Annotated in this window: 6 protein-coding genes; 5 read left to right on the forward strand and 1 reads right to left on the reverse strand. The window is 61.5% G+C overall.

Annotated features, from left to right (window positions below):
* Window positions 1–7,840 (reverse strand): retention module-containing protein (locus OC605_RS21840; protein ID WP_262139427.1); only part of this gene is annotated, 7,840 nt, incomplete at its 3' end.
* A gap of 361 nt (window positions 7,841–8,201) precedes the next feature.
* On the opposite strand from OC605_RS21840, the gene OC605_RS21845 reads away from it, so the two are divergent.
* From OC605_RS21845 to OC605_RS21865, 5 genes are all read left to right on the forward strand, one after another.
* Window positions 8,202–9,554: a TolC family outer membrane protein gene (locus tag OC605_RS21845; RefSeq protein WP_262139429.1), complete on the forward strand. Its 1,353-nt coding sequence runs from the start codon at window positions 8,202–8,204 to the stop codon at window positions 9,552–9,554.
* Between the two features lie 33 nt (window positions 9,555–9,587).
* Window positions 9,588–11,744 carry a type I secretion system permease/ATPase gene (locus tag OC605_RS21850; protein WP_262139431.1) on the forward strand — a complete coding sequence of 719 codons (2,157 nt, stop codon included), beginning with the start codon at window positions 9,588–9,590 and terminating at the stop codon, window positions 11,742–11,744.
* Complete coding sequence (locus OC605_RS21855; RefSeq protein WP_024011116.1) at window positions 11,734–13,101, forward strand: HlyD family type I secretion periplasmic adaptor subunit; 1,368 nt, start codon at window positions 11,734–11,736, stop codon at window positions 13,099–13,101. The genes OC605_RS21850 and OC605_RS21855 overlap by 11 nt, the downstream gene beginning before the upstream one ends.
* A 333-nt stretch (window positions 13,102–13,434) precedes the next feature.
* A complete protein-coding gene (locus OC605_RS21860; RefSeq protein ID WP_262139432.1) occupies window positions 13,435–14,331 on the forward strand; it encodes a TauD/TfdA dioxygenase family protein in 897 nt (298 codons plus the stop codon).
* A 17-nt stretch (window positions 14,332–14,348) separates the two neighbouring features.
* Complete coding sequence (locus tag OC605_RS21865) at window positions 14,349–15,209, forward strand: ABC transporter ATP-binding protein (protein WP_262139434.1); 861 nt, start codon at window positions 14,349–14,351, stop codon at window positions 15,207–15,209.
* Window positions 15,210–15,225 lie beyond the last annotated feature (16 nt).

The following is a 15,225-nucleotide window of genomic DNA, read 5'->3' on the forward strand; positions in this document are numbered from 1 at the left end:
GCCCGTTGGCCGGGGTCACAACCACAGGCGAGCCAGTCACTGGCGCACCAACCGTGGCGGTGTAAGTCACGGTGCCGCCTTCAGCGACCGACGTATCGGCGGTCAGTTTGACGGTCGAGGTGTCGATGGTGTCGGTGACAGTCGTCACGGCCGGAGCTGTGCTCGGAACGAGATTCTCGAAATTGCCACCGGCAGCGCTCGTGATCGTCGCCTGCACAGAGCCGGCGTCTTTGTAGACGTCATCAGAAGGTGCCGGAACGGTCGCGGTGCCGGTGGTTTCGCCTGCTTTGATGGTGATCACGGCGCCGTTCGACAGGGTCACGGTCACTGGCGAGCCAGCGGCGTTGGTCAGGGTTGCGGTGTACGTAATCTGGCCACCTTCAGCCACCGAATTGCTGGCGCTGAGCGACAGATTTGTAGTGTCGGCAACGTCGGTGACGGAAGTTGAAACCGGAGTTTTGTCCGCCACCAGATCTTCGAAATTGCCGCCAGTTACGCCAGTGATCGAGTTGGTGATCGGGGCGTTGCTAGTCAGTGCATCGTTCGGAGCAACAGCGGTTGCAGTGCCAGTGGTCTGACCGACGCCGATGGTGATGGTCTGGCCGTTGGCCAGAGTTACCACAACAGGCGAACCAGTAACTGGCGCACCAACGGTGGCGGTGTAAGTCACGGTGCCGCCTTCGGCTACCGACGTATCGGCGGTCAGTTTGACGGTCGACGTGTCGATGGTGTCGGTGACCTGAGTGATCGCAGGCGTAGTGCTCGGAACGAGATTCTCGAAGTTACCGCCGGTAGCGCTGGTGATCGTCGCCTGCACAGAGCCGGCGTCTTTGTAAACGTCATCGGACGGTGCCGGAACGGTCACATTGCCGGTGGTTTCGCCAGCCTTGATGGTGATCACAGCGCCGTTCGACAGGGTCACGGTCACTGGCGAGCCAGCGGCGTTGGTCAATGTCGCGGTGTAAGTGATCTGGCCACCTTCAGCCACCGAATTGCTGGCGCTGAGCGACAGATTGGTGGTGTCGTTGACATCCGTAACAGTGGTCGAGACCGGAGTTTTGTCGGCAACCAGATCTTCGAAGTTGCCGCCGGTCACGCCAGTGATCGAATTGGTGATCGGAGCATTACCGGCCAACGCATCGTTCGCAGCAACAGCAGTTGCAGTGCCAGTAGTCTGGCCGACGCCAATGGTGATGGTCTGACCGTTCGCCAACGTCACGACAACAGGCGAACCGGTTACCGGCGCTCCGACGGTGGCGGTGTAAGTCACAGTGCCGCCTTCGCCTACCGACGTATCGGCGGTCAGTTTGACGGTCGAAGTGTCAATGGTGTCGGTGACTGTCGTCACGGCCGGAGCAGTGCTCGGAACGAGGTTTTCGAAGTTACCACCGGTGGCACTGGTGATCGTGGCCTGAACAGAGCCGGCATCTTTGTAGACGTCATCAGATGGTGCCGCAACGGTTGCAGTGCCGGTGGTTTCGCCAGCCTTGATGGTGATCAAAGCGCCGTTCGACAAGGTCACCGTCACTGGCGAGCCAGCGGCGTTGGTCAAGGTCGCGGTGTAGGTGATCTGGCCACCTTCGGCAACAGAGTTGGTGGCGCTCAAGGACAGATTTGTAGTGTCGGTAACGTCGGTGACAGAAGTCGAGACCGGAGTTTTGTCCGCCACCAGATCTTCGAAATTGCCGCCAGTTACGCCAGTGATCGAGTTGGTAATCGGAGCATTCCCGGTCAGCGCATCGTTCGCAGCAACAGCGGTTGCAGTGCCAGTGGTCTGACCGACGCCGATGGTGATTGTCTGGCCGTTGGCCAAAGTCACGACGACAGGCGAACCGGTAACCGGAGCGCCGACGGTGGCGGTGTAGGTGACAGTGCCGCCTTCAGCCACCGAAGTATCGGCAGTCAGTTTGACGGTCGAAGTGTCGATGGTATCGGTGACATTGGTCACCGCTGGAACCGCGCTTGGCACCAGGTTCTCGAAGTTGCCGCCGGTCGCACCCTCGATGGTCACTTCGACTTTACCGGCATCTTTATAGACATCGTCTTTCGGTGCATCGACTGTCACGGTGCCGGTGGTTTTGCCCGCGTCGATAGTGATGGTGGCGCCGTTCGACAGGGTCACGGTCACCGGTGTGCCGGCCGGGTTGGTCAGGGTTGCGGTGTAGGTGATCTGGCCGCCTTCGGCGACCGAATCGCTGGCGCTCAGGTTCAGATTGGTGGTGTCGGTAGTGTCCGATACCACGGTGTCGGCGGACTTGCCGTCGACCACCAATTTTTCGTAGTTGCCGCCCGTGGCGCCATCAATGATCACGCTCAGCGAGCTGCCGCCCGCCAGCGGGCTGTTCGGCGCGACGTAGTTGACGCTGCCGGTGGTTTCGCCGACCGCGATGGTAATGGTCTGGCCGTTGGACAGGCTGACGATGACCGGCGAACCGGTCACTGGCGCGCCCACGGTGGCGGTGTAGACCACGGTTTCGCCTTCAGCGACGTTCGCAGTGGCGCTCAGCGACACGGTGGTGGTGTCGATGGTGTCGTTGACCGTGGTCACCACCGGCTCTTTGCTGGTGACGAGGTTTTCGAAGTTGCCGCCGGTTGCGCTCTGGATGGTCGCTTCAACGCTGCCGGCGTCTTTGTAGACGTCGTCTTTCGGAGCATCGACGGTCACGCTGCCGGTGGTTTTGCCGGCCTCGATGAGGATAGTCGCACCGTTCGACAGGGTCACGGTGACCGGTGTGCCGGCGGCGTTGCTCAGGGTCGCGGTGTAGGTGATCTGGCCGCCTTCGTTCACCGCACCAGTGGCGCTGAGCGACAGGTTGGTGGTGTCGACGGTGTCGGTCACGCTGGTGCTGACCGGGGTCTGGTCGGCGATGAGGTTTTCGAAGTTGCCGCCGCTGACGTTGGTGATCGAGTTGGTCAGCGGCGCGTGGCCGGCGAGGACGTCGTTCGGCGCGGTAGTGCTGACGCTGCCGCTGGTCTTGCCGACTTCGATGGTGATGTTCTGACCGTTGGCCAGGGTGACGACCACAGGCGAGCCGGTGACCGGTGCGCCGACGGTGGCGGTGTAGGTGACGGTGCCACCTTCGGCCGCGATTTCGGTCGCGGTCAGTTTGACCGTCGAGGTGTCGACGGTGTCGGTGACATCAGTAACCGCTGGCGTGGTGCTTGGCACCAGGTTTTCAAAGTTGCCGCCAGTGGCGTCCTTGATCGTGACTTCAACTTTGCCGGCGTCTTTATAGACGTCATCGGCAGGTGCCGGAACGGTGACGGTGCCGCTGGTTTTGCCGGCCTCGATGGTGATCACCGCGCCGTTGCTCAGGCTCACGGTCACCGGCGTGCCGGCCGGGTTGCTCAGGGTCGCGGTGTAGACAATCGAACCGCCCTCGGCCACGGAGCCGGTCGCGGACAGCGACAGGTTGGTGGTGTCGGCGACGTCGGTTACCGAGGTCACCGCCGGGGTTTGGTCAGCCACAAGATTTTCGTAATTGCCACCAATGGCGCCGTCGATTTTCACGCTCAGGGTGTTGCCGCCGGCCTGTGCATCGTTCGGCGTGGTGAAGTTGACGCTGGCGCTGCTGGCGCCGACCGGAATGGTGATGATCTGGCCGTTGGACAGAGTCACCACCACTGGCGAGCCGGTGACCGGTGCGGTCACGGACGCGGTGTAGACAACCACGCCGCCTTCTACCGCGCTGGCGCTGGCGGTCAGCGCAACGGTGCTGTTGTCGATGGTGTCGGTGACATCAGTTACCGCAGGAGTCTTGTCGATCACCAGGTTTTCAAAGTTGCCACCGCTGGTCTTGGTGATGCTCGCATCGACCTTGCCGGCGTCCTTGTACACGTCATCGCCAGGCGCGGCGACGGTCGCAGTGCCAGTGCTCGCACCCTTGGCAATGTTGATCACCGCGCCGTTGCTCAGGGTCACGCTCATGGCGGTGCCGGCCGGATTACTCAGAGTTGCCGTGTAGACGATCGAGCCGCCCTCGGCAACGCTGCCGGTAGCGCTCAGGCTGATGTCGGTGGTGTCGACGGCGTCGGTGACTTTGGTCACCACAGCCGAACGATCGGCATCGACGCGCTCGAAATTGCCGCCGCTGTGGCTGGCGATCGCCGTCCGCACGTTGCTGCCATCGATGTACGGCGTATTGGCGGGCGCCGGGAAATTCACCGAACCGCTGGTAGCACCGGCAGCGATGTTGATCACCGCGCCGTTGGCCAGGGTCACGGTCATCGCAGTGCCGGCCGGGTTGCTCAGGGTCGCGGTGTAGGTGATCTGGCCACCTTCGCTGACGGTATCGCTGGCGGTCAGGGTCAGTGCGGTTGTGTCGACGGTGTCGTTGACCGTGGTGCTGACCGGAGTCTTGCTGACGTCGAGTTTCTCGAAGTTGCCGCCGCTGGCGTCGGTCATGGTCACGGTGAGCTTGCTGAGGTCCTTGTAGACGTCATCGCTCGGTGCGGCGATCGTCACCGAACCGCTGGTCTTGCCGGCTTCGATGGTGATGGTCTGGCCATTGCTCAGATTGACGGTTACCGGCGTTTGCGCGGCGTTGGTCAGCGTGGCGGTGTAAGTGATCGAAGAGCCTTCGAGCACATAGCTTTCTGCGCTGAGGGTCAGGTGCGTGGTGTTGACCGTGTCGGCAACGTTGGTCACCGCAGGCGTAGTGCTCGGCACCAGATTTTCGAAGTTGCCGCCGGTGGCGTCCTTGATGGTGACTTCGACTTTGCCGGCGTCTTTGTAGACGTCATCGGCAGGTGCCGGAACGGTCACGGTGCCGGTGGTCTTGCCGGCTTCAATTGTGATGACCGAACCGTTGCTCAGGTTAACCGTGACCGGCGTACCGGCCGGGTTGCTCAGCGTCGCGGTGTAGGTGATCTGCCCGCCTTCGTTGACGTTGCCGGTGGCAGTCAGCGCGACGCTGGTGGTGTCGACGGTGTCGGTCACAGTGGTGCTGACCGGGGTCTTGTCGGCGACCAGATTCTCGTAGTTGCCGCCGCTGACGTTGGTGATCGAGTTGGTCAGTGGTGCGTGACCGATCTGCACGTCATTCGATACCGGGGCGGTGACGCTGCCGGTGGTCTGGCCCACGGCGATGGTGATGCTCTGGCCGTTGGCCAGCGTCACGACAACAGGCGAGCCGGTGACGGGCGCGCCGACAGTGGCGGTGTAGGTGACGGTGCCGCCTTCCGCGACCGAGGTGTCGGCGGTCAATCTGACCGTCGAGGTGTCGATGGTGTCGGTGACTTGAGTGACCGCTGGCGTGGTGCTCGGAACGAGGTTCTCGAAGTTGCCGCCGGTGGCGCTGGTGATGGTGGCCTGCACGGAGCCTGAGTCTTTGTAGACGTCGTCGGACGGAGCCGGGAAGCTCACATTACCGCTGGTTTCGCCTGCCTGGATGGTGATGGCGGCGCCGTTCGACAAGGTCACGGTCACTGGCGAGCCAGCAGCATTGGTCAAGGTGGCGGTGTAAGTGATCTGGCCGCCTTCAGCCACGGAAGCGGTCGCACTCAGCGACAGATTGGTGGTGTCGGCCACGTCGGTGACGGTGGTCGAAACTGGAGTGTTGTCCGCCACCAGGTTTTCGTAATTGCCGCCGCTTACGCCAGTGATCGAGTTGGTCAGCGGAGCGTTGCCGGTCAAGGCATCGTTCGGTGCAGTGTAGGTGATGGAGCCAGTGGTCTGGCCGACGGCAATGGTGATGTTCTGGCCGTTGGCCAACGTCACGACGACAGGCGAGCCGGTGACTGGCGCGCCGACGGTGGCGGTGTAAGTCACGGTGCCGCCTTCCGCAACCGAGTTGTCTGCGGTCAGTTTCACCGTCGAGGTATCGACGGTGTCAGTGATTTCGGTCACAGCAGGCGTAATGTTCGGCACCAGATTTTCAAAGTTGCCGCCGGTGGCGTCCTTGATGCTGACTTCGACCTGGCCGGCGTCTTTGTAGGCGTCATCGGCCGGCGCTGGAACGGTAACGGTGCCTGTGGTTTTGCCGGCATCAATGGTGATCACCGAGCCGTTGCTCAGGGTCACGGTTACCGGGGTGCCGGCCGGATTCGTCAACGTCGCGGTGTAGGTGATCTGGCCGCCCTCGGCCACAGAACCGGTGGCGCTGAGGCTCAGGCCAGTGTCATCCACCGAGTCGGTAATCGTGGTCACCGCAGGCGTGTTGCTTGGCACCAGGTTTTCGAAGTTGCCACCGGTTGCACTGGTGATGGTCGTGCTGACGGTGCTGCCATTGTTGTACACGTCATTGGCCGCAGTCGGCACGTTGACGGTGCCAACGGTTTCGCCCGCAGCAATGGTGATGGTCGAGCCGTTCGACAGGGTGACGGTAACCGGCGTCTGCGCTGGATTAGTCAGCGTGGCGGTGTAAGTGATCTGACCGCCTTCAACGATGTTGTTGGTCGCGGTCAACGTCAGACCGGTGTTATCAACCGAATCAGTGATCGTGGTAACGGCTGGCGTGGTGTTTGGCACCAGGTTTTCGAAGTTGCCACCGGTAGCGCCAGTGATCGTGGTGCTGAGGGTGCTGCCATTGTTGTAAACGTCATTGGCCGCAGTCGGCACGTTGACGGTGCCTACGGTTTCGCCAGCAGCAATGGTGATGGTCGAGCCGTTGGACAGAGTGACGGTCACCGGGGTTTGCGCCGGGTTGGTCAAGGTCGCGGTGTAGGTGATCTGGCCGCCTTCAACAATGTTGTTGGTCGCGGTCAGGGTCAGGCCGGTGTTGTCGACCGAGTCGGTAATGGTGGTAACGGCTGGCGTCGGGTTCGGCACCAGATTTTCGAAATTGCCACCGGTAGCGCCGGTGATCGTGGTCGTAACGGTACTGCCATTGTTGTAGACGTCATTAGCTGGCGTCGGCACGTTAACAGTGCCGGTAGTCTGGCCAGCGCCAATGGTAATGGTCGAGCCGTTCGACAGCGTGACGGTTACCGGAGTTTGCGCCGGGTTGGTCAAAGTCGCCGTATAGGTAATCTGCCCGCCTTCGGTCACGCTCGAACCAGCCGTCAACGTGAGGGTAGTGGTATCGACGGTGTCGGTCACTTGAGTGGTTGCCGGGACAGTCGGCGGGGTCACGGTGATGCCGTTGCCGCCGCTGGTGCCGGTGACGGTCACGTCGATCTGGGTCGGGTCGTTGTAGACCGTGTCGTTCGGCGCCAGCGGCACGTTGACGGTGCCGGTGGTGGCGCCGGCCGGGATGACGATCACTGCGCCATTGGACAGGGTGATGGTCAGGTCGGTCAGCGGCGCCTGGGTCAGGGTCGCGGTGTACACCAGCACGCCGCCGGCTTCGGTGATGGTCGGCGTGGCGCTGAGGCTCAGGGTCGAGTCACGCAGCGCGTTGGTGGTGGTGTCGGTGGTCAGGCCGCCGGTGGTGTCCTGCGCGACTTGCCCGGCAGAATTGATGCCCGCCGTCGGGAAGCCAATGGTCGGATCGACGCGGCCTGCGGTGGCGTCGAGCATGACGAAGCTGTGACCGCCACCGGCAGCACCACCGGTACCTGCGGCGGTCGGGCCGGCCGCGGTGGATTCAAGTGCGGTGGTCGGGTCGACACCGGCGGCAATGGCTTGCTGCAGTTCTTCTACAGAAGGCGCAGCCTGCGCGGTGGCTTCGGCCAGGTCAGTGCTGGAGTCAGGCGAGCTGGCGCTCCACTGGGTGTCGCGACCCAGATCGAGCATGCGGCCATCGGCCAGTTCCAGCGACACCGCGCCGGACAGACCGGTATCGATCTGGTCGCCGACATACAGGCGATCGCCTTCAACGAGTACGCGACGCACGCCCTCTGGGGACACCACGAAAACCTGACCGACAATGCTTTTGACGACGGCAACAACACTGCTCATTGAAGACTCTCCGGGGTGTCACATTCAGTTGACTTCCATGGACCTGACGGGCGTCGGCGCCACTTCAGTCTGGACGTACTTTCTATAGATGGATAACTTATTGACGCTGTATTTCCGTCAAAAATATGGCTATAAATTATCGCGATTAACTTTATGCCAAACTATTGACCTTCTGGGAGCCATCCTAAACAATCGCCCCACTAATGTCACATTGATATTTCCGCGGCGACCTGTCCTTCAGCCTGTCATCCAGTTCCTGTTTTGAACTTTCCGACATACGGTCTTTCGGGTTGCCATCATCCGACGCAGCGCCACGTTTCTGCTGTGATTCAAGACAAGAAGTTCCGGGAAAATTCCAACCATGCGTTCGCTTTTGCTCTTTGCCGCTCCCTTCGCTCTCGCCGCCTCTTTTGTACAAGCACAATCCTTACCAGAAGCCATGCAACAGGCGCTGGATGTCCATCCGGAGATTCAGGCGGGGGTCAACAGTCGGTTGGCGGCGGATTATCAGTTGAAGGCTGCGAAAGGGGGGTACCTGCCCAAGGTCGATCTGCTCGGCGGTTATGGCCGTGAAGGCACTGACAGTGTGACCACTCGAGCGAACGGTGGAAGCAATCACTGGGAGACGTTGAACCGCAGCGAGTCAAGTTTACGTCTCTCGCAAATGGTTTTTGACGGTTTCGCGACGTCCAACGAAGTTGCGCGTCAACAAGCCAACGTCAGTTCCCGTGCTTACTCGTTGCTGGGCACTTCCGAGCGCACTGCGCTGACCGTCGCCCAGGTGTATCTGGACGTGCTGACCCGTCGCGAATTCGTCCGTCTGGCCGAGGAAAACCTCAAGAGCCACCAGCGCATCTACGATCAGATCCAGCTGCGCACCCAGCGCGGTGTCGGCAGCGGTGCCGACCTTGATCAGGCCGAAGCCCGTATGGCCCAGGCCCGCAACAATCTGATCACCGAACAGACCAACCTCGCCGACGCGGAAACCAACTTCCTCAGCGCCGTCGGCCAGATGCCCGACCAGCTCGAGCGCCCGGCGCCGTTCATGGCGATGATGCCGGCCAACCTCAATGAAGCCCGCGCGCAGATGCTGGAAAACAGCCCGATCCTGCGTTCCGCCGAGTCGGACATCGCCGCTGCCGAGAAGCAGTTCGCTACCGCCAAATCGACCTTTTACCCGCGCTTCGACGCCGAACTGGGCCGTACCGCCGATAACGATATCGACGGCCAGAACGGCCATAACAACGAATGGCAGGCCATGCTGCGCATGCGCTTCAACCTGTATTCCGGTGGCAGCAACAAGGCCGATCTGGAATCCAAGTCGTACCTGGCCAACCAGGCGCTGGACATCCGTAACAACGCCCTGCGTCAGTTGAACGAAGAGCTCGGCCTGGCCTGGAACGCGCTGAACAATGCCAACGCCCAGGTGCCGATCGCCCAGCAATACGTCGATCGCAGCACTTCGGTGCGTACTGCTTACCAGCGTCAATTCAGCCTCGGCGAACGCACCCTGCTGGACTTGCTCGACAGCGAAAACGAATTGTTCACCGCCTCGCGGCGTCTGGCGGAAATCAAGAACATTCAGTTATTTACTCAGTATCGAATCAAGGCGACCATGGGCCAATTGCTCAAAAGCCAGGGAGTGGTCGCGCCGTTGGCATCCGTTGTGCAGAACGACGTGAAGCCCAAGGTCCAGCTGCCTGGGATGAACTGAGTTATCCCTTTCAACTGTTAAAGAGTGTCGAGCGTGGAATCAGAAGTCAGTCGAGTTCAACTCAGCCATGATTCACGCGCGTTGCACGACGATCCGTTGCTGGATGGTCTGCTCGCCCTGTGCATGCTGCACCAGAAGCCTGCCAGCGCGGCGATGCTGACCACTGGCCTGCCGCTGCCCAAACAACGTTTGAGTGTCGAGTTGCTGCCGCGCGCAGCAGCTCGCGCCGGCCTGCAGGGGCGGGTGTTGCAGCGCAAACTCGAAGAAATCCCGGCGATCGCCATGCCCGCGCTGTTATTGCTCAAGGATGGCCGCAGCGCCGTCCTGCTCGGCTGGCAGGGCGACGACGAAGCACGAGTGCTGCTCAGCGAAAGCGATGGCGGCGAGTCGGTGGTCAGCCGTGAACTGCTGACCGACGATTACACCGGCAAAGTCTTCTTCGCCCAGCCGCAGCACAAATTCGACGTCAACCACGGCACGCTGATCCCGCGCGCACGCTCGTGGTTCCGTGACACCCTCAAGCGTTCGCGCTGGCTGTACGCCGATGCGATCGCCGCCAGTTTCCTGATCAACATCATCGCCATGGCCGCGCCGCTGTTCGTGATGAATGTCTACGACCGCGTGGTACCGAACCAGGCCGAAGCAACCCTTTGGGTGCTGGCGCTGGGCATCACCGGCGCTTACATCTTCGACTTGATCCTCAAGAGCCTGCGCAGCCTGTGCCTGGATCTGGCCGGGAAGAAAACCGACCTGATCATCTCCGCCACGCTGTTCGAGCGCATTGTCGGCATGGCGATGAAATACCGCCCGGCGCGGGTCGGCAGCTTTGCCCAGAACATCCACGAGTTTCAGAGCCTGCGCGACTTTCTCGCCTCGCTGACCCTGACCAGTCTGATCGACCTGCCGTTCACCATCCTGATTTTCATCGTCATCGCCATTCTCGGCGGGCATCTGGTGTGGATTCCGGTGCTGGCGTTCCCGATTGCCCTGTTGATCGGCTACGCCTTGCAGAAGCCGCTGATCGCGACCATGGAGCGCACCATGGCGCTGGGCGCCGAGCGCCAGTCGAGCCTGATCGAAACCCTCGCCGGCCTGGATGCGGTCAAGGTCAACAACGCTGAAAGCGAGCGCCAGTATCAGTGGGAGCAGACCATCGGCACCCTCAGCCGTCTCGAGCTGCGAGTGAAAATGCTCTCCGGTCTGGCAATGAACATCACCTTGCTGATCCAGCAACTGGCCGGGGTGATCATGATCGTCTTCGGCGTGTACCAGATCATCGCCGGCAACCTGAGCATGGGCGGGCTGATTGCCTGCTACATGCTCAGTGGCCGCGCGCTGAGCCCGCTGGCGTCGCTGTCCGGCCTGCTCACGCGCTATCAACAGGCGCGGGTGACCATGACCTCGGTCGACCAGATGATGGAGCTGCCGCAGGAGCGCAACTTCGAGGAGCGCCCGCTGAGCCGCAAGGTGCTGCAGGGTGCGATCGAATGCCGTCAGCTCAGCTTCACCTACCCGGACCAGCAGAACCCGGCGCTGAAGAACATCAACCTGGTGATCCGTCCCGGCGAGAAGATCGGCATCATCGGCCGCAGCGGTTCGGGCAAGAGTTCGCTGGCGAAACTGCTGGTGGGCCTGTACCAACCGGACGACGGTGCCTTGCTGGTCGACGGCGTGGACATCCGCCAGATCGACGTCAGCGAACTGCGCTACAACATCGGTTACGTGCCGCAGGACATTCAGCTGCTGTCCGGCACCCTGCGTGACAACCTGGTGTCCGGCGCGCGTTACGTCGAAGACGAGCTGGTGCTGCAAGCCGCCGAACTAGCCGGCGTGCACGAGTTCGCCCGTCTGCACCCGCAAGGCTACGAGCTGCAAGTCGGTGAGCGCGGGCAGAACCTCTCCGGCGGCCAGCGGCAGAACGTCGCCCTGGCCCGGGCCTTGTTGCTCAATCCACCGATTCTGCTGATGGATGAGCCAACCAGTGCGATGGACAACACCGGCGAAGAACGCCTCAAGCAACGCCTCGCAGCAGTGATTGAAAACAAGACCGTGGTGCTGGTCACGCACCGGGCATCGCTGTTGTCGCTGGTCGATCGCCTGCTGGTGATCGACCGCGGGCAGATTCTCGCCGACGGCCCGAAAGCCGCCGTGATGGAAGCGTTGAAGAAGGGGCAGATCAGTGTTGCTTAAGTCCGGTGTCAAGGAGTCGATCCGTCGCTACTTCAAGGGCTCTGCCTCGCTGCAGGGCCAGCCGCTGCCAGAGGTCAACAAGGCGCTGATCGAAGACGCCCCGCGCGTCGTGCGCCTGACCATCTGGGCGATCATCGGCTTTTTCGTGTTCCTCATGCTCTGGGCCAACTTCGCCGTGATCGACGAAGTGACCAAGGGCGACGGCAAGGCGATTCCGTCTTCCAAGATCCAGAAAATCCAGAACCTGGAGGGCGGTATCGTCTCCGAGCTGTTCGTCAAGGAAGGCCAGATCGTTGAGGCCGGCGCGCCGCTGATTCGTCTCGACGACACGCGTTTTGCCTCCAATGTCGGCGAAACCGAGGCTGATCGCCTGTCGATGCTGCTGCGGGTCGAGCGCCTGAGCGCGGAAGTCGATGATCGTCCGCTGAATTTCCCCGAGGACGTGCTCAAAGCCGTGCCGGGCCAGGCGAAAAGCGAAGAGTCGCTGTACATCAGCCGCCGTCAGCAGTTGCACGATGAAATCGGCGGCTTGCAGGAGCAATTGATCCAGCGCCAGCAAGAGCTGCGGGAGTTCAGCTCCAAGCAGGCGCAGTACCGTCAGCAACTCGGCTTGCAGCGTCAGGAAATCAACATGTCCGAGCCGCTGGTGGCGCAGGGCGCGGTCTCGCCGGTGGAAGTGTTGCGCCTCAAACGTGCCGAAGTGGAAACCCGTGGCCAGCTCGATGCGACCACGCTGGCCATTCCGCGCGCGGAATCGGCGATCAAGGAAGTGCAGCGCAAGATCGACGAAACCCGCGGCAAATTCCGCAGCGAAGCGCTGACCCAGCTCAACGAAGCGCGCACCGATCTGAACAAGGCCCAAGCCACCGGCAAGGCGCTGGAAGACCGCGTCAGCCGTACGCTGGTTACGTCACCCGTGCGGGGCATCGTCAACAAGTTGCTGGTCAACACTATCGGCGGTGTGATCCAGCCGGGCAGCGACATGGTCGAAATCGTGCCGCTGGACGACACCCTGCTGGTCGAAGCCAAGATCCGCCCGCAGGACATCGCGTTCCTGCATCCGGGTCAGGAAGCAATCGTCAAATTCACCGCCTATGACTACACCATTTACGGCGGGCTCAAGGCGCAGCTAGAGCAGATCGGTGCGGATACCATTACCGACGAAGACAAGAAAACCACCTACTACGTGATCAAGGTGCGCACCGAGCGCAGCCACTTGGGCACGGATGAAAAGCCACTGCTGATCATCCCGGGGATGGTCGCTTCGGTGGATATCATCACCGGCAAGAAGTCGGTGTTGAGCTATTTGCTCAAGCCGATCATCCGCGCGCGGGCTGAGGCGTTGCACGAGCGCTAGATCTTCGGCGCTGATGACGGCCTATTCGCGAGCAGGCTCGCTCCCACAGGAGATTGCATTCCAACTGTGGGAGCGAGCCTGCTCGCGAAGGCGTCCTCCGAAGCGCTACATATCCGTCGGTAAGTGACACAAATGGTCACCCACGCCCTCACCATTCGCCATATCGTTATTCATTAACGGTATTTAATTTCCAATTCTTATAGCTATAAAGTCATCTCCCTGCGTACCTGCCGACCAATCGGCGCGCCGCACGACCTGAACCGACACGCAATCCAGCGTGAGTGTCTGATCGACGAGCGCGTCCGTGAGCGCGCCGTGCGTGGGAGATGATTGATGTCCGCCGCTACTGCCACCGAAAGCGCCGCAACTGCCGCGCCACAAGTTTTTGAAATTCGTCCCTTCAGCGGTGCCGTCGGCGCCGAGATCGTTGGCCTCGACCTCAGCCGGCCGGTCAATGATCAGGACTTCGCGCGGATTCACCGCGCGCACCTGGATCACCACGTCGTGGTCTTTCGCGATCAGCAGATTACCCCGCAACAGCAAATCGATTTCAGCCGCCGTTTCGGCGTGTTGCAGATCCACGTGCTCAAACAATTCCTCTTGGCCAATCACCCGGAAATCCTCATCGTTTCCAACATCATCGAGAACGGCCAGAACATCGGTCTCGGAGACGCCGGCAAGTTCTGGCATTCCGATCTCTCCTATAAAGAGCTGCCGAGTCTCGGCTCGATGCTGCACGCCCAAGAGCTGCCCGCCGAGGGCGGCGACACGCTGTTTGCCGACATGCACAAAGCCTGGGACGACTTGCCCGCTGCGTTGCGCAATGCAGTCGAAGGCCGCTTCGCCGCGCACTCCTACACGGCGCGCTACAGCGAAACCAAGTTCGAGGGCAACTGGCGCCCGACCCTGACCCCGGAACAGTTGGCTCAGGTCGCCGAAGTGGTGCATCCGGTGGTGCGCACCCATCCGGAAAACGGCCGCAAGGCCTTGTTCGTCAGCGAAGGCTTCACCACGCGAATTGTCGGTCTGCCGGAAGACGAAAGTCGTCAGTTGCTCGGCGAACTCTTCGCCCACAGCGTGCTGCCGCAAAACATCTACCGCCATCAGTGGGAACCGCATGACCTGGTGTTCTGGGACAACCGCTCGCTGATCCACCTTGCCGCCGGGTGCCCTGCGCATCTGCGCCGCAAGCTGTATCGCACGACCATTCAGGGCGACGCGCCTTTTTGATTTGCCGGAGATCGATCATGAACGCCCCTTTGCCAGGCCACGCGGCCAGCAACCCGATCGCCCGCAGCGAAGCGTTGCTGGCCGTCGATCACGTCAGCCTCGAATACCGCACGCCGCAGCGGGTGGTGCGCGCTACCCATCAAGTCAGTTTCGCCGTCGACCCGGCTGATCGTTTCGTCCTGCTCGGCCCATCCGGTTGCGGGAAATCGACCTTGCTCAAGGCGGTCGCCGGGTTCATCCAGCCTTGCGAAGGCGAGATCCGCCTGCAAGGCCAGCGCGTCGATGCGCCGGGGCCGGACCGCATTGTGGTGTTTCAGGAATTCGACCAGTTGCCGCCGTGGAAAACCGTCAAGCAGAACGTGATGTTCCCGTTGCTCGCCTCGCGCACCTTGAACAAGAAAGACGCCGAAGAGCGTGCGTTGCATTATCTGGAAAAGGTCGGCCTCGCAGCATTCGCCGACGCCTATCCACACACCTTGTCCGGCGGCATGAAAGCGCGGGTGGCGATCGCCCGGGCCTTGGCCATGCAACCGAAAATCCTCTTGATGGACGAACCCTTCGCTGCACTCGATGCGTTGACCCGCCGCAAGATGCAGGAGGAGTTGCTGCTGCTCTGGGAAGAGGTGCGTTTCACCCTGCTGTTCGTCACTCATTCGATCGAAGAAGCCTTGGTGATCGGCAATCGCATCCTCTTGCTGTCGCCGCATCCGGGGCGGGTGCGCGCCGAAGTGCGCAGCCATCAATACGATTTGCACAGCCTCGGCGGCGTGGCGTTTCAGGAGTCGGCGCGGCGCATTCATCGTCTGCTGTTCGATGAGGGCCAGGCGCCGGAGACCGAACGTGATCACGACTTCAACGATATTCGCATCGCCTATTGAGCGGCCAGGAGGACTA

The sequence above is a fragment of the Pseudomonas sp. Marseille-Q5117 genome (assembly GCF_946901175.1).
GTDB classification, from domain to species: domain Bacteria; phylum Pseudomonadota; class Gammaproteobacteria; order Pseudomonadales; family Pseudomonadaceae; genus Aquipseudomonas; species Aquipseudomonas iranensis.

Bases quoted from the DNA above. Each gene is read 5' to 3' on its own strand.
- OC605_RS21845 (WP_262139429.1), top strand. From the start codon at position 8,202: ATGCGTTCGCTTTTGCTCTTTGCCGCTCCCTTCGCTCTCGCCGCCTCT.
- OC605_RS21860 (WP_262139432.1), top strand. From the start codon at position 13,435: ATGTCCGCCGCTACTGCCACCGAAAGCGCCGCAACTGCCGCGCCACAA.
- OC605_RS21865 (WP_262139434.1), top strand. From the start codon at position 14,349: ATGAACGCCCCTTTGCCAGGCCACGCGGCCAGCAACCCGATCGCCCGC.